At 44.9% G+C, this 15,702-nt stretch carries 16 protein-coding genes and 1 pseudogene; 4 read left to right on the top strand and 13 right to left on the bottom strand.

Features of this window, described 5'->3' with window-relative positions:
• Window positions 1-18: 18 nt before the first annotated feature.
• The 5 genes and pseudogenes from NBH01_RS02130 to NBH01_RS02110 all read right to left on the bottom strand — a co-directional run bounded on the left by NBH01_RS02130 (window position 19) and on the right by NBH01_RS02110 (window position 2,561).
• Window positions 19-114: a smalltalk protein gene (locus tag NBH01_RS02130; RefSeq protein ID WP_149192781.1), complete on the bottom strand. Its 96-nt coding sequence runs from the start codon at window positions 112-114 to the stop codon at window positions 19-21.
• Between the two features lie 5 nt (window positions 115-119).
• A complete protein-coding gene (locus tag NBH01_RS02125) occupies window positions 120-635 on the bottom strand; it encodes an N-acetylmuramoyl-L-alanine amidase (RefSeq protein WP_048699341.1) in 516 nt (171 codons plus the stop codon).
• 80 nt (window positions 636-715) lie between these two features.
• On the bottom strand, window positions 716-1,222 hold the full coding sequence (locus tag NBH01_RS02120; protein WP_008767437.1) for an HU family DNA-binding protein: 507 nt from the start codon (window positions 1,220-1,222) through the stop codon (window positions 716-718).
• Between the two features lie 122 nt (window positions 1,223-1,344).
• Window positions 1,345-2,253, bottom strand: a pseudogene (locus NBH01_RS02115) (DUF4373 domain-containing protein).
• Window positions 2,241-2,561 (bottom strand): hypothetical protein, encoded by a 321-nt coding sequence (locus NBH01_RS02110; RefSeq protein ID WP_008767435.1) that lies wholly within the window; start codon window positions 2,559-2,561, stop codon window positions 2,241-2,243. The pseudogene NBH01_RS02115 and the gene NBH01_RS02110 overlap by 13 nt, the downstream one beginning before the upstream one ends.
• A 423-nt stretch (window positions 2,562-2,984) precedes the next feature.
• On the opposite strand from NBH01_RS02110, the gene NBH01_RS02105 reads away from it, so the two are divergent.
• Complete coding sequence (locus NBH01_RS02105) at window positions 2,985-3,695, top strand: helix-turn-helix domain-containing protein (RefSeq protein WP_117860342.1); 711 nt, start codon at window positions 2,985-2,987, stop codon at window positions 3,693-3,695.
• A 355-nt stretch (window positions 3,696-4,050) separates the two neighbouring features.
• Here the strand turns inward: NBH01_RS02105 and miaB are convergent, their stop codons facing one another.
• Window positions 4,051-5,418, bottom strand: coding sequence for a tRNA (N6-isopentenyl adenosine(37)-C2)-methylthiotransferase MiaB (gene miaB, locus NBH01_RS02100; protein WP_008762807.1), 1,368 nt, complete (start codon window positions 5,416-5,418; stop codon window positions 4,051-4,053).
• 334 nt (window positions 5,419-5,752) lie between these two features.
• Between miaB and NBH01_RS02095 the strand changes: the two genes are divergently transcribed.
• The 3 genes from NBH01_RS02095 to NBH01_RS02085 are packed head-to-tail and all read left to right on the top strand — an operon-like array spanning window position 5,753 to window position 8,532.
• The gene (locus NBH01_RS02095) at window positions 5,753-6,223 is read left to right on the top strand and encodes a hypothetical protein (RefSeq protein ID WP_048699334.1); all 471 of its coding nucleotides are present in this window, start codon (window positions 5,753-5,755) and stop codon (window positions 6,221-6,223) included.
• 56 nt (window positions 6,224-6,279) lie between these two features.
• Window positions 6,280-7,779 carry a butyryl-CoA:acetate CoA transferase gene (locus tag NBH01_RS02090; RefSeq protein WP_225678790.1) on the top strand — a complete coding sequence of 500 codons (1,500 nt, stop codon included), beginning with the start codon at window positions 6,280-6,282 and terminating at the stop codon, window positions 7,777-7,779.
• 3 nt (window positions 7,780-7,782) lie between these two features.
• The gene (locus NBH01_RS02085) at window positions 7,783-8,532 is read left to right on the top strand and encodes a TonB family protein (RefSeq protein WP_008767430.1); all 750 of its coding nucleotides are present in this window, start codon (window positions 7,783-7,785) and stop codon (window positions 8,530-8,532) included.
• Window positions 8,533-8,556: 24 nt separating this feature from the next.
• On the opposite strand, the gene NBH01_RS02080 is transcribed toward NBH01_RS02085, so the two are convergent.
• The 7 genes from NBH01_RS02080 to NBH01_RS02050 form a co-directional block, all read right to left on the bottom strand.
• Window positions 8,557-9,201 (bottom strand): hypothetical protein, encoded by a 645-nt coding sequence (locus tag NBH01_RS02080; protein ID WP_225018347.1) that lies wholly within the window; start codon window positions 9,199-9,201, stop codon window positions 8,557-8,559.
• Window positions 9,202-9,792, bottom strand: a complete 591-nt coding sequence (locus NBH01_RS02075; RefSeq protein WP_225678789.1) for an RNA polymerase sigma factor — start codon at window positions 9,790-9,792, stop codon at window positions 9,202-9,204.
• Window positions 9,789-11,081 carry a hypothetical protein gene (locus NBH01_RS02070; protein WP_225678788.1) on the bottom strand — a complete coding sequence of 431 codons (1,293 nt, stop codon included), beginning with the start codon at window positions 11,079-11,081 and terminating at the stop codon, window positions 9,789-9,791. Before NBH01_RS02070 ends, NBH01_RS02075 begins: the two co-directional genes overlap by 4 nt.
• Before the next feature lie 20 nt (window positions 11,082-11,101).
• Window positions 11,102-12,283: a hypothetical protein gene (locus NBH01_RS02065; RefSeq protein WP_225678787.1), complete on the bottom strand. Its 1,182-nt coding sequence runs from the start codon at window positions 12,281-12,283 to the stop codon at window positions 11,102-11,104.
• A 146-nt stretch (window positions 12,284-12,429) separates the two neighbouring features.
• Window positions 12,430-13,836 (bottom strand): D-alanyl-D-alanine carboxypeptidase/D-alanyl-D-alanine endopeptidase, encoded by a 1,407-nt coding sequence (dacB, locus tag NBH01_RS02060; RefSeq protein ID WP_225678786.1) that lies wholly within the window; start codon window positions 13,834-13,836, stop codon window positions 12,430-12,432.
• 89 nt (window positions 13,837-13,925) lie between these two features.
• A complete protein-coding gene (gene lpdA / locus NBH01_RS02055; RefSeq protein ID WP_225678785.1) occupies window positions 13,926-15,269 on the bottom strand; it encodes a dihydrolipoyl dehydrogenase in 1,344 nt (447 codons plus the stop codon).
• An 11-nt stretch (window positions 15,270-15,280) separates the two neighbouring features.
• The gene (locus NBH01_RS02050) at window positions 15,281-15,676 is read right to left on the bottom strand and encodes a PH domain-containing protein (RefSeq protein ID WP_008762797.1); all 396 of its coding nucleotides are present in this window, start codon (window positions 15,674-15,676) and stop codon (window positions 15,281-15,283) included.
• Window positions 15,677-15,702: the final 26 nt, after the last annotated feature.

Raw genomic sequence — 15,702 nt, 5'->3', positions numbered from 1 at the left:
TCCCGTTAATTACTTCTCTTACAGATTCATCGCATTAGCACCCAATACGCCTGCCACAGCCGACGCTACCGCGATAACCACCTTCAGGATCATATCCCATACAGATCTCTTCATTGCCATCATTTACCTCCTTTCTTGTTCTTTAAATAGTTTAGTTTACTCTGTGTTTCTTCCGTGTCTTCTGCCGCAAATTCTTTAAATTCCTGCTCGGCATCAAAGCACGGACACGCCTTCATCCACTCTTCCGGTTCTATCTCTCCATTACCGTTCCTGTCCGGCGAGAGATCCCGATGCCCGCACACCCGGCAGCCGGGGAATACCTCCAGCAGCTGATGAATCAGCAGCCGAAGCGTAGCACGCTGTTCCGGCGTCCGGGTGTCTGCCGGGCGTCCCCGACAGTCCAGACCGCCTTCATAGCAGATTCCGATACTGCTGGCATTAAAACCTTTTGCGTGTGCACCGATGCGTTCGACAGGGCGGGTAAGATGCACCGTTCCGTCTTTGCGGATGTAGTAGTGATAGCCTGTTCCGTTGAAACCACGGCGGCGGTGCATCAGGTCCAAAGCCTCCGGAGAAAGCGTACGATTCCCCTGCGTGGCGGTACAATGCACCACGATCAAATTGATAATTCTCATGTGAATAAGTGATTACTAGTTAGTTAAGTTTCCGATTTAGTTTAGTCGTTCGTTCTTATATTTTGTGTTGTGACGAAAGGTTATACTGTCGGGTCCGGTGCTTCCTCACCACCTCCTTCGCCACCATCGCCGCCACCCGGCTTATTTGTATTTCCACTGCCGGAAGCCGGAGTGTCTGTACGGTCGAAGCGCACACACTTCGCACCGGTCACCAAAGAGCGGGTAGCGGTAGTCCGATCGGGGTTCTTGGTGAAGTTGGGAAGGAAACGGACCGTAAGAGAAGCTTGCGCAGCCGACACTTCTTCCGAAGTCTCCACCCCTTTACCGTTGGATTTCATCACCATGCGGAAAGTCCCGAAACCGTCAAGCGACACGCTTTCCGATGCTTGTAGATGCTGCCCCATCACAGTCACCAGGTTATCAAGCGTATTCTTCACATCACCCGGGGAGAGAGACGAGTAAGCGGCAATCTCTTTAGCAATCTGCGAAGTGCTGATATTAGCCGTGTATATCACACGGGGATGAAACATTTTTTTGTGATTTTTGTCTTCCAGAACAGACTGGAATGACTTGTACAATACTGCCATAATCGTAATAGTTTTTTTGTGTTAATAATTTCGTTTAGTTTTGTCCTCAAGCTTAATGACATTGCAAAGATAGGAGCATTATTCAGACTGACCTAATCATTTTTTCAAAGTGCGTTCATAAATTAATTAATTATACTCAGCAGGTAGTGCCCGGGCAATCTGATCTTTCCATTGCTCCCCCGGATGGTATTAAATCCTTTCCAAACAGGGTTTCCAATAGCTCCGAAGTTACTTTTAAGAATAATGGCATATTGTTCGGAAGGCGGAACTTTGTAAAGCCGCAGGTTATCTGTCAGTCCCTGGAAGTTACGCTGCACACCATCGCATGGCGGTTGCAGACAGTCAATATCTTCCTGTGTCACAGCCGTTCTACTTTTCAAATATTTTCCTCCTTCATCTCCTCCTTGAGGAGGGTTAGGAAGGTGGTTTACTTTGTTTTGATTTATTTTTGTTTGTTATCTTTTGTTTTGTGTACCCGATGTTGCAATTTCATCCTCCATTGTTACAGAATCGGAGCTTGATGTTACCGTACAGGCGGTCTTGTGATCAGCATCACCGTTTACCGCTTCCGCACATTCGCTATCCACAGAATCGTCCGTACTACTTTTACCGCTCTGAGACGAACGGTATGAGGTGATTTCTTCCGATTCCAGCAGGCAGTAGTCCGGCTCTATTAGCGCACTGCTACGCCGCTTGGTGATGAAAAGATACTGCCGCTGGATGTCGGCGGAAGTCAGGATGTTGTATTGCCGGAAAAGTCCGGCATCAAACAAGCCATATTCCACGGACAGACTGATGATACGCTTCACATCATCCAGTTCCGTACTGTAAAGGCTGTCGACAAGCTCCTCGTAAAATTCGTCACCGACAGAGATATAATACCCTTACCCGGCATAGATGTACGACAGCGTTTCCACCAGTGTGGCAAAGGCAGAATCACCTTCACGTCTCATAATTCGGCGCACCATCCGATCGTGCATAAAGCTGGTGCTCATGGGGAAATAATCCAGTCCCCGTTTTATTCTTCCCATAGCGTATTCAGTTTTTCTTTTTCTTGTTTCCGTGAGATACTTTCTGCCACAACCTGACGGGCATGAAGAATAAGAAGCATCCGCAAAGCGGGGTCTTTCACCTCGGTTATCACCGGATAAGAAACAGGTTTGTTTTCAAATGATGTACATCGTCTCAAATCACGACGCTTGCGGGTGTTTGCCTTGCGACACTCCTTGCAATAATTGTCAAGGGTCCCGGTGCGTTTGTTTGTATAAAAGGCCTCATGCGGTAGCTCCCGTTTGCAGCACCCGCAAATGTGCAGAGATTGATTCATTAAAGGTTCCATATTGATTTTGCGTTTTAAAGTTTTCATGCTTAAATATTTGTTTATGTGATTATCGGACATATAGTTCCTGCATATTGGGGATATATGGCCAGCGTATTGGATCTATAGCTCCTGTATGCAGGATATATAGATGCTGTAAACCAGCTCAATATCACTGGTGTTCATCCGATACAGAATCTTCCGGAAGGGGGTGGATGAGGCATTTTACAACCTTTCATAAACTTTTTGCCGTTTTTCATGGTTATTCTATTTTTAATTTATATTTTTGAAACATATTTCTAAGTTTGCTGCTACAAAGATAAAGCAGTTTTCTTACATAAAACAAACGGTTTTGGAAATTAACGCTAAAAAATCACATAACTGACTATCAATGAACGAATAAGAAGTTCTAATATATTTACACTAATTTAAAACAAGAATAAAATGGATACATTTCTAGATGTTTCGGGAATAGTAAAGCGTGCCAAGCAGGCGCTCGACTTTAAAAAGGACAGTGAACTGGCCAGCTACTTAGGTGTTTCACGTGCAACATTATCCAACTGGTGCGCCAGAAACCGGATTGACTTTCATCTGCTGCTCAACAAAATGAGAGACGTAGACCTCAATTGGCTGCTGGTGGGGAAGGGTACGCCCAGACATCAAGCCAAGTTCTGCGAAAGCGATTTAGCAAGCGGTGAGGTCCAGATGATTCACAACCCTAAAACAGTAGAGGCGTTGGACGACCGCAGCGTTGCCCTATATGATATTACAGCTGCCGCCAACCTGAAAACGTTGCTCACCAACAAGCGACAGTATATGGTAGGAAAGATACAGATTCCAAGCATTCCCTTATGTGACGGAGCCGTCTACATCAGTGGCGACAGCATGTATCCGATACTGAAATCGGGAGACATCGTAGGCTTTAAAGAGATCAACAGTTTCAGCAACCTTATTTACGGCGAAATGTATCTGGTTTCGTTTACTATCGAAGGGGACGAGTACCTGGCGGTGAAATATGTGAACCGCTCGGAAAAGGAAGGATGTCTCAAGCTGGTAAGCTACAACGCTCATCACGACCCGATGGATATTCCTTTCAGCACCATCAATGCAATGGCAATCGTGAAGTTCTCCATCCGCAGGCACATGATGATGTAGTTTGAATGACGCTTCTTTTGCTCCGGAAAGAGGAAAAGGGCAAAGTTTAAACGAAGTGAACCCCGAAAGTTTATTGTCTGACTTTCGGGGTTCATTTCATTTTGAAATACCTTCTTTAATATATTGCATGGGCTGACTAAAAAGTCGGCAGTATCTCAAATCTCCTCCTTCGGGAAGGAGGAGTACCCGCAGGGGGGAGGTGGTAGGTGAATACATAATCCTTTCATTCACAACAAAATATAGTCAACCTTATTTTACCTACCACCCCGGCTTTCAGCCACCCCTCCTTCCCGAAGGGAGGGGAATTTATGATACTATCGATTTTTTAATCAGTCCCGACATAGAAAATGATATACTAGACTTCTTCTCCTTTCAGCGTAGCCGAACTGGCTTCTGTCACCCGCACATTGACAAAATCGCCGATACGGTGCGTGCCTCTATCGAACACCACCACACGATTCTGCTCCGTACGACCGAACAACTGATCGCGCGAACGTTTGGAAACGCCTTCTACAAGCACTTCATACGTCTTGCCGATGCAACGTTGATTGGACTCTGCGGACAGACGGTTCTGCAAAGCGATAATCTCATTCAGACGGCGAACTTTCACGTCTTCGGGCACATTATCTTCAAGATGCTTTGACGCATACGTCCCCGGACGTTCGGAATATTTGAACATAAAAGCGGCATCATAACCACATTCCTCCATCAGAGAGAGCGAGAGCTGATGATCCTCTTCCGTTTCGGAATGGAAACCGGAGAAGATATCGGTAGTCAGTCCGCAATCGGGAATAATACGCTTGATAGCGGCTACCCGGTCCAGATACCACTCACGGGTATATTTGCGGTTCATCAGTTTCAAGATGCGGGAGCTGCCGCTCTGCACAGGGAGGTGGATATGCTTGCACACATTCGGCACTTGGGCGATCACTTCCAGCGTTTCATCGCTCATATCCTTCGGATGGGAAGTCGTGAAACGGATGCGCACGCCCGGAGCAGCTTCGGCCACCGTACGGAGCAGCATCGGGAAGGTAACCACTTCGCCCGTCGGCTTCTCAAACCGGTAAGAGTTGACATTCTGCCCCAGCAGGGTAACTTCCTTATAACCTTTGGCAACAAGGTCAGCCACTTCATTCAGAATACTTTCCACATCACGGCTGCGTTCGCGTCCGCGTGTATAAGGCACGATACAGTAGGTGCAGAAGTTATTGCATCCGCGCATGATGGATACAAATCCGGAAATGTGGTTGCCGCAGATACGCGACGGAATCACATCACGGTAAGTCTCGGTCGTCGAAAGGTCTACGTTGATCGCTTTCTCACCGGCCTCTACGGCGGCAATCAGCTCAGGCAACGTCAGATAAGCATCCGGACCGACCACCAGATCGACATGATGATTCGTAATCAGATCATCCTTCACCCGCTCCGCCATACAGCCCAGTACGCCTACAATCAGGGCCTTCTTCTTTTTCTTCAGCGAATGGAAAAACTCCAGGCGGTTCAGAATCTTCTGCTCCGCATTGTCGCGGATAGAGCAGGTATTCATAAACACTGCGTCGGCCTCTTCCAGCGTTTCGGCTACCGAATAGCCCGCCATCTGCATCACCGAGGCGATCACCTCACTGTCCGCCACGTTCATCTGGCAGCCATAAGTCTCGATAAACAACTTCTTGTTGTCATCAGCAGTTGCGGATTTAAAGTCCGCTCCCGTTAATTCGTTCATATTCAAATCTTGTTTTAAATTTGTCCGCAAAGATACGGCTTCGAAATCAATAAGTGGTAAAATGGTACGAAAATAACGCAAAAACTTGTAGTTCAGGCATTATTCTGATAATTAATGTTAATGAAATAAACATTTGCGGGGCATATCCTTGCTAAATTTAATTTTATTTTTCACATTTGTGCAATGAAAGAAACATTAGATTTTTTCATAGTTAAGGTTTAGGTTAAAAAATTAAGGGGAGCTGTGAAGCTGCCCTTTTTTCATAACAAAATGTTAGCTCAAACCAGATATAATGTGTAACTTTGGCAGATTAACTATTTAGAAGTGAAACAGAATGGAAGATTTTTTGAAATTTCTCCTGATAGCAGGTGTCATTCTTGTGGGAATATTCAAAGAGGTGAGCAAGAACAACAAGTCGAAAAAGGCTCAGAATAAACGCCCCGTCCCGCCTGCACCGTCTCCGGTCGAAGTAGATCCTGATGCTATTCCCATACCCGAATTCTGGGGGAGAGGCAGCAGGACTATGGACGAACTGCTCCAGCCCATACCCATAGAACAACCGGCTCCCAAGCCGACGCCGACATCAAAGAAGATGCCGACACCGGCGCCAAAGAAAAAGCAAAAAGAAGAAGTATCTGTAGCTGCCTCCATAGCAAACAGTTCCGCACAAGATAAACGAAACGCGAAGCAAGGTTCCCACTATAACCATCCGGAACCTGACAGCGACCAAGACTTCTCCATCCATTCCGTAGAAGAAGCCCGCCGCGCTATTATTTGGGGAGAAATCCTACAGCGAAAGTATTAAGCGATAAGTATTAACCAACAAATATCAACCGCATTTAACGCGAAATTATACTATTTATGTCATTTAATCGTATTTCGGCAGCAGAAGCTGCAAGCCTGATCAAACATGGCTACAACATCGGTCTGAGCGGATTTACTCCCGCCGGAACTGCAAAGGCTGTTACAGCTGAACTTGCAAAAATTGCAGAAGCGGAACATGCCAAAGGCAACCCATTTCAAGTAGGAATTTTTACAGGTGCTTCTACCGGAGAATCTTGTGACGGCGTTATGTCTCGCGCAAAGGCCATCCGCTACCGCGCTCCTTATACCACCAACTCCGACTTCCGCAAAGCCGTGAATAACGGTGAAATTGCCTACAACGACATCCATCTGTCGCAAATGGCACAGGAAGTGCGCTATGGCTTCATGGGCAAAGTGAACGTAGCCATCATCGAAGCCTGCGAAGTGACTCCGGACGGAAAGATTTATCTGACTGCTGCCGGTGGTATTTCTCCGACTATCTGCCGCCTGGCGGACCAGATCATCGTTGAGTTGAACGCCGCACACAGCAAATCCTGCATGGGTCTGCACGACGTGTACGAACCGCTCGACCCGCCTTACCGCCGCGAAACCCCCATCTACAAGCCGAGTGACCGCATCGGATTGCCTTATATTCAGGTAGACCCGAAAAAGATCGTAGGCGTAGTAGAAACCAACTGGCCGGACGAAGCACGCTCATTTGCCGATGCCGATCCGTTGACTGACAAAATCGGTCAGAACGTTGCCGACTTCCTCGCTGCCGACATGAAGCGTGGCATCATTCCGTCTACTTTCCTTCCGCTGCAATCGGGCGTAGGAAATATCGCTAACGCCGTGCTCGGTGCACTGGGACGTGACAAGACGATTCCCGCATTCGAAATGTACACAGAGGTTATCCAGAATTCCGTGATCGGATTGATCCGTGAAGGACGTATCAAATTCGGTAGCGCCTGCTCACTGACTGTTACCAACGACTGTCTGGAAGGTATTTACAACGATATGGATTTCTTCCGCGACAAGCTGGTTCTCCGCCCGTCGGAAATCTCAAATAATCCGGAAGTGGTTCGCCGACTGGGTATTATCTCTATCAATACAGCTATCGAAGTGGACTTGTACGGTAACGTAAACTCTACTCATATCGGTGGAACGAAGATGATGAACGGTATCGGTGGCTCGGGAGACTTCACCCGCAATGCTTATATCTCTATCTTCACTTGTCCGTCTGTTGCCAAAGAAGGTAAGATCAGTGCTATCGTCCCGATGGTTTCTCACCTCGACCACAGCGAACACTCCGTGAATATCATTATCACCGAGCAAGGTGTAGCCGACCTGCGTGGCAAGAGCCCGAAGGAACGTGCAGAAGCCATCATCGAAAACTGTGCGCATCCCGACTACAAACAGCTTCTCTGGGATTATCTCAAACTGGCCGGTGGCAGGGCGCAGACTCCACACGCTATCCAGGCCGCACTCGGTATGCACGCCGAACTGGCCAAGAGCGGGGATATGAAGAATACGAATTGGGCGGAATATGCCAGATAAGGCATGAAACGTCTGTCGTTCATACTATCATTCATCGTTTGTATTTGCGTTGCAAATACAAACGATGTTTTTTCGCAAAAAAGGGAACTGCAACAGTTCAAGGGCAAGGTGACCAATTTGCAGGGAGAGCCTGTGCGTGCTGTAAGCATCTATATTCCGGGAACCGGCAGATATACTTCCTCGGACATGAATGGAGACTTTTCTGTAGAGGCCAAACATAAAGAGACACTCCGTTTCTCACATATAGGTATGAAAGATGTGCTGATACAATTGGATAAAGATTTTCCATCGGAACTTCTTGTGCGAATGAAGCCGGATACTTTTCAAATTAATAATATATTTATTCAGAAAAAGCAAATCATCAAGGTTAAGCCCGAAGATATGCCTGAGCAAACGATGATTAATTTTATAATCAACGGTCCCGACTTCCCGGGAGGATTAAGCGGGTTCGATGAATTTATCAAGAAAAACATACAATACCCGGAAGAAGCTTTTCAGGCAGGAGAAGAGGGACAAGTCACCGTAGAGTTCACCATCGACGTAAACGGATATGTCAGCGATGCAAAAGTTACCAAAAGCGTATCTGCCAGCTTGGATAAAGAAGCATTACGCATCATCGAATCCATGCCACGATGGAAATCAGGTATGCAACTGGGGCGTCCTGTAGCAGTCCGTATGTCTGTTCCTATAAACTTTGTCATTGAGCAAGACTACCAAGTCATTGATTCGTTACAGGTAAAAACAAATACGTAAGCTGGCATCCGCAACAACAAAGTGCTACTTACATGGAACTGTCGCCAATAAATGGAACGGATAATTACCTTCTGCAACAGTCATCCCGTTTGCAGCATAACACTCACTATTCGGGTCCGGCAGATTTTGTTGCTGTTGCAAGAACTCAATAGAGATAAAAGCAGGTTCCGCTTTCTGCACAGCTTTCCTACTCTGCTTAACATGTTCCTTCGTAAGTCCCGTACTTTTGGACTTTACCGTTGACCGTGAAGCTACCAAAGGCTGAGACGGAACTTCCACCTCCCGATAGACAGTATCCACCCGCTCGCGTACGACAATCACCGTATCTGCTACAGCAAGTCTCTCCAAACCAGCTTCCTGCCTGTCTGAAGTGGTCGAAATCCCATAGCCTATTATCCCACCCAACAAACACGCGGCCACCAGCCACCAGGGAGAAATTCCTGAGCGCTTTCCACCTTTCACTTCAAAAGTTTCCCTTTCGGGCGGTTCCTGCTTCGCTTTCATCTTTCCGTCCTTCTGTCTCTCTCTGAGATTCTGTGCAAAAGCAGCATAAGCAACAGGAGGGTGAACTGATTTTTCCTGCTCATATTGCTCTTTAGCAGCATGAATCAACTGTTGCATTTCCTGAGACTCTTCCAGTCTTTCTAAATCATCACTTTTCATATTCATCTATTTTTGGGGGTTATAATCTGATAAAGAACGCTGCAATACTTTCAAAGTATAATATAAGCGAGACTTTACCGTACCTTCCGGACAACACAGGATTTGCGCAATCTCCTGTACCGGAAGCTCTTCTTCATAACGCAGCGTATATGCTGCCCGTTGTTCATCTGTCAACCCTGCAAGTACTTTCTTCAACTGCCGGTCGAAAACCTGACGATCATGTGCCACCTCAAACTCAAGCGAGGAATAGCTATCTTCTTCATTGGTATATGACTGTTGTAAACGATACTCGTCTACTATATCACGATGGCGGTACTCATTTTTGCAAAGATTATACGCCATCGCAAACGCCCATGTAGAGAACTGTTTTCCATGCTGATAACTACCTCTTGCCTCATAAACACGAAGAAACAACTCTTGCAGAAAATCATCCGCCAACGCTCCGTCTGCCGACAGCATCCGCATAAAGAAACCTTTAAACCGGGGAGCATAACGGCAGTAAAGCTCTTCGAATGCTTTCTCACTGTTCCTGAATGCAAAGCGTTCCATTAGCTGTTCGTCTGTTTCGTCGTGTCTGAAAGAAGTGAATAGCATCATGGCTCTACCATTTCTATTAATTGTTGATATTCTTTTCGGTGCTCTTCCTTAAATGAACGAACTATAACAGAAGTTGGTCCTTTTTTTTCCATATCTCTTACATGATCAAAAATTCTATTAAACAACTTCAAATGTTCGGCAGTCTTTGCATCTACCCAAGACTTATTTACAAAACACCCATCATCCATACGATCCACAATATCTAATAATAACTTCTTCAGTCTCAAATATTGATTCTTGTCTCCACTCGTATGATAGAATTGCAAAAGGGGAAGAAAAGAAAGAACATAGGAATCTTCACCACGTGAAATATCCGTAATAATAGGGGACTGTAAATAATCAAGCAAATAAACCTGTTCATAATTTCTTCTTAAAATAGCCATATTATCATATGGTTTTAAGGAATATCTGAATACCAATCCTTCAGAGTAGAGGAAGTCTTTCATTTCCACTACGTCTTGTCTACTTGCAGAATATTGAGAAATATATACAGGACGCTGCTCTTTCTCCGCAAAATACCATGCACCGGGACATTTTACCTTTTCCCGGTCGGGAAAGATATTTACATCTATTCCTTTTGTCTTCCAAAAGTCGCTCTCTTCCTCCGGATTCATTAACTCACTTAAATCTACTACTTCCACATCCTTGAACAACCCTGCTCCATACTGAAGCAATACGCTGTAGGCCCATTCGGGACCGGTTCCCGCAAGAATAGCATTCCTTTTCAGCCCTACAAATTCATTATAATAATAAGTCAGGATACTTCGTGAATATAATCCGCTATCAAACCATTCGCGTGCTATTTCCCTCACCTTATCTATCTGCCCATGCCGTTGGTAATACCACATATCATCTCTGTAATCCCTTTCACAATTCCGTCTCAAATAAACAATCTTCTCCTTGATTGCCTCTCTTTTTTCCTTGTCAGAAATCATAACCTCATCATCCAATACTTTATAATACACCCGTGTATCAGGAATGTACTTTTTCATTTTCTTAAGTAAACGAGGCTGTTCTTTCTTCCATAGCAATGTGTCTTCATCCCAAATTCCTTTGCACGCAAGATAGTAATTCTCCCACGCTTTTTCATTTCTCACATCTTTATCGATTTCTAACTTCCATGCATCTTTTTGAACTTGAAACCATTCTTTTCCACAAGGAATAAAGCCTACCAAATCGGGTTCCAAACGTAGCTCAAGACGTTCAGTTCTCAAGGTATCTATTTTCTGGGCAAACAAAGCCTGCTCAAAACCTATCAAGAGGAATAATATATATATAAGTCTTTTCATAGTCTTTATGAGAAGAACGATTAGAAATTAATACTTTTAAGATACCGTTCACGTACTTCCTCATTGTAATAATCCGCTTTCTTAATGATAGATTCCAATAAAGCATGAAGCTTATCATAATGAGTCACATCACCTGATTCCTTATAAAACTGGAGAAGAGACTTGAAAGCCGGTACATAATATATGCTAAGCATTTTTACTCCTTTCAAATCAAGACAAACATTCGTCAACGTCTCAGGATAAAAAGACTCGTATAAGTAATCTAACAGATAAGTATTCTCATAATTGCGACGCATGACCGCCAGATTATCATAAGGTTTGGCAGAATATCTCATTAACAGACCTTCAGTATATAAATGGTCTTTCAGCAGATCTTTCACAGCTTCGTTGGTTGAGACAGAGATATAAATGGGACGGTTGGTATATTTGGCAATATGCTCTATACGTTTTTTGATTTCATTTGCAAATGTTGCCGTAGGAGTTTTACTTTTATAAAATTCAGGGTCAGTATCTTTGAACTCCGGTATGCCTAATTCCTCCGTAAGCCTGTTCATAGAAAATGAAGGAAGGATTAAACCTGAAAGGATTACTTTCTTATCATCAAACAATCCCTTCCCATATTGAAGCAGATAACTTCCAAACAGCGTCCAATTAACATCAGTAAATATCAATGCGTCCTTTTCGGCAGAAGCCAATTCATTATAGGTATAATTTAAAGATTGAACAGGATATGCACCTGATTGATACCACCGGGTAGAAATGTCTTTCAGCCTATCCTTATTGCTAAAAGACAAGCCCATATAAACAGGATAATGCATCACAGCATCAGGCCACTTATCCATAATTTCATCAAAAGTCATATCATTTTTCCCAAAAGGTAAAATCATATTCTGTATCAAGGCATAAGTAGCAGTATTGGGTATCTCTTTTTTCATTTTGTCCATCATTTCATTGATTTCCTTTTCTATACCATCGCCGGGAGTAAGCGATTTGAGTGTTTGAATCGTTCGTGTATAGGACATCCATGCTTTTTCATCTTTAGGGTTTTCATAGATCTTCTGTTTCCATTCCCGGGCCTGATTCTGAATTACAGGAATCTGAGATGCAATAGAGTCCGGGACCCAGCTTGCCTTGTTTTGAGAATAAACTTGTGCTGTACAATAGCACAATAAGACAAGTAACAAGTATTTGATAGTTTTCATTATTCACTCTTTTATTAAATTCAACATTGCTTAATTAGAACCGTTCTGACAAAGCATACACGCGAGCAAAGCAAACGTTCAAATAAAAGAGTACTTTTTCAGCAAATATTTATCATTTCTATCAACAACCTTATTCAATGCTCCTTTCAAAGTCCGATAATCACCTCACAAACCTTATCCTGAAACGCCCTCGCCTTGGCTGCCGAAAGCACATTCTGATTCATAATGGCAAAAGCCAAGGTATGTCCGTTCTTCATCTTCAGATAACCGGCAAGGGCATTGATCGCCGTAAACGAACCGGTCTTTGCATGGACATTTCTGAATGCGGGAGTATTCTTCATTCTGTTTTTCAGCGTTCCGTCTATTCCGGCAACAGGAAGAGACTTATACAATTTCTGAAAAACATCGGATTGTGAATAGGCATATTTCAGAAAATCGACCAACAGGGCAGGAGACAGGTAATTATAATTAGACAATCCGCAACCATCCGCGATCTTATAGTCTTTCGGATCGTGCCCGAGGTTACGAACCAGTTTCATAATCTCAACAATGCCATCTTCTGCCGTCACATGCTTCTTTCCTGTAGCTTGTGACGCAATCCGGCAAAGCATTGCTTCCGCATTCAGATTATCACTTTCCTTCATCAACTGATTCAAGACTTTCTGCACCGGAGTCTCCCAGCGAGCCATCTGCTCTGCTCCATCGGACGGTAATTCAGTAAAACCGTACGATTCGGGAACCACGATTCCTTTCGCACGGAGGCGTTCCAAAAAAGTATGCATAAAGAAACTCCCTGAATCATAGATGTTTATCAAATCCTTTCTAAACGTAGGAACATTGCCTGTCACGATCAGATTATTCCCATTGGTCAACCAATCTCTTGATAATGAATACTTTCCGGCAGAAGGAGTACGTGTCTTTGTCCGGTTCGTCAAGGTATAATAAGAAGACACAGGCTTACAGGAAACGCTTGCCGTATCTCCTTGCAGAGAGCCGGGAACCACCGTCACCTCCACAGCACCCTTACAAAACATCAACGGAGACATATAAGGCTGATAAGCCTCCGGAGTATCATCCCATGCCCATCCGTGCCCCCAATAAAGGGAATCTTTCATCGAAACATCGCCATACACCTGTCCGTTGATCACCGAAAAAGGGAAGGTGATTACTTCTTCGATCAATGAATCCATCATCAAACTGTCAAATTCCGGATCGAATCCACCGACAACATACAAGTTGCCTTGCAGCGTATCATGCTCTATCACCCCGTCGTGCCATACTTCCGTACGGAAAGGATTGTCCGCATCGGGACGGGAGAGGGCTGTAATAGCCGTGAGCAGCTTCATGGTAGAAGCCGGGCGGGAGAGTTTCGTATCACGATAAGTATATAATGACTTCTTCGCTGTCAGGTCATACACGGATATGCCGACTTCGGATGCTTCGGGAAGCATTCTTTTGATTAGTGAATCAATCTGAGAAAGATTTGCCTGCCCCCATACGGATGTGGGCAACAGGGCAACTGATAAAACCAAAAACAACAAATACTTCTTCATCAACCTTCTACATTAACCTACATTAACTTTCATGCTACTTCAGCTTCTTCCGTATCTCGAATATCACGGCTATCCGCTTATGCTCAATCTTATAATGCTTCCCGGAAAATCTCTCCTACCGTAGGATGAGGGAAAACAATCTTCTTCCATGCGGCGGCAGTCAATCCAAGCTCAATGGCAGTACCGGCAAGAGTGATGATTTCCGAAGCAGGATTGCCCAGCACGTGTGCCCCGATTATCCGTTCCTGTTCATCCAGCAGTACTTTGCAGACTCCGTTCACGCCTTCATTCTCCGCCACAAAACGACCGGAATAAGCCATCGGAAGTTTCACTACCTTATAAGTAATTCCTTTTGCTGAGGCCGATTCTTCCGTTTCTCCGACTCCTGCAATCTCCGGATTCGTATAAACAACGCCGGGGATAGCCCGGTAACTCATTGCATCTTCCTTACCCAAAATAGAATGTACGGCAACCTCGGCCTCACGGACAGCCGTATGAGCCAGCAAAGAAAAGCCTGTCAGATCACCGCAGACATAAACGCCGAACAGCGAAGTCTGCATCTTCTCATTGACCTTGATAGCGCCACGCCCGGTTTTATCCAGATTCAGATTTTCGAGTCCGAAACCTTTCGTCACAGGTCGGCGTCCAACGCTCATCAATAGTTTTTCTGCTGTAACACTGCCCTTTCCTTCTGCATTCTCGTATGAAACAACCGCACCCTCTTCCGTCTGTGATAAGGCGACAACTTTAGTGCTGAGCAGGAATTTAATGCCCCGCTTCGCATATTCGGCACGAAGCAATGCAGACAGTTCCTTATCCATTCCTCCCAAAATCTCATCCATCATCTCAATCACCGTTACCTGCACACCGAGACTATTAAAGAATGATGCAAACTCCATACCGATCACGCCACCGCCTACAATGGCAAGGGAGGCAGGCAGTTCCTTACTGTCCAGCGCATCCCGATGCGTCCAGTAATTCACCGTTTCCACGCCGGTAATAGGAGGGATGAAGGTTTCGGAACCTGTACAAAGGATCAGATTTTCCGCATTGTATGTCTCTTCGCCACAGCGAACCGTATTTTTATCTATGATCTGCGCCTCTCCCGTCACCATCGCGACATTATTGGAGGTCAACTTTGCCTTTACACCCAATACCAGTTTGCGCACCACTTTACTTTTACGGGCAATGATCTTCGGCAAGTCAAAAGAGACTTCGGAGACATTCACCGCATATTTCGAGGAATGACGTGCACTGTCGTAAGTCTTTGCCGAATACAACAGCGTTTTCGTCGGGATGCATCCTTCATTCAGGCAGACACCTCCCAAATTATTCTTCTCGATAAGGAGTACACTCAAACCGGCTTTGCCGGCAGCTTCGGCGGCTGTATATCCTGCGGGACCGCCACCGATGATAATGACTTGGTATTTCATAGGTATAAAATTTATTGTTCCATTCTCTTTTTAATCAACTCCACAAATTCACGTTCCTTGACAGGCATCACCGAAGCAAACTTTCCGTTTCCATACTCTATCAAGACATAATTCGTCACCGAAAACTTTCCGAATTTCATGGAATGATACTTCCGGATAGCTGTGATTTCGGCAATAGGAATTACTTTTTTACGCATAAAACGTCCAGTGGATATCTCCAGAACTCCATCAGTAGATACAGTGTAAACCGTATGAATAATCTGTTCGATGACTACAATAAGCAGGAGCATTAGTAGCACTGCCGGCAAGATATATTTACACCACAAAGCGCCCACGGCATTTACAGTAAGCACCACCAGCAGAAAATACTGGTACCAGGCGATGCGGGCATGAAAAATTCGATTCATTTTGTCAGATTTTTGCGTGCAAGGTA

This window comes from Bacteroides sp. B1-V-101, assembly GCF_023656585.1.
Classification (GTDB): domain Bacteria; phylum Bacteroidota; class Bacteroidia; order Bacteroidales; family Bacteroidaceae; genus Bacteroides; species Bacteroides thetaiotaomicron.
This window is presented reverse-complemented; position numbering and strand designations above follow the sequence as displayed.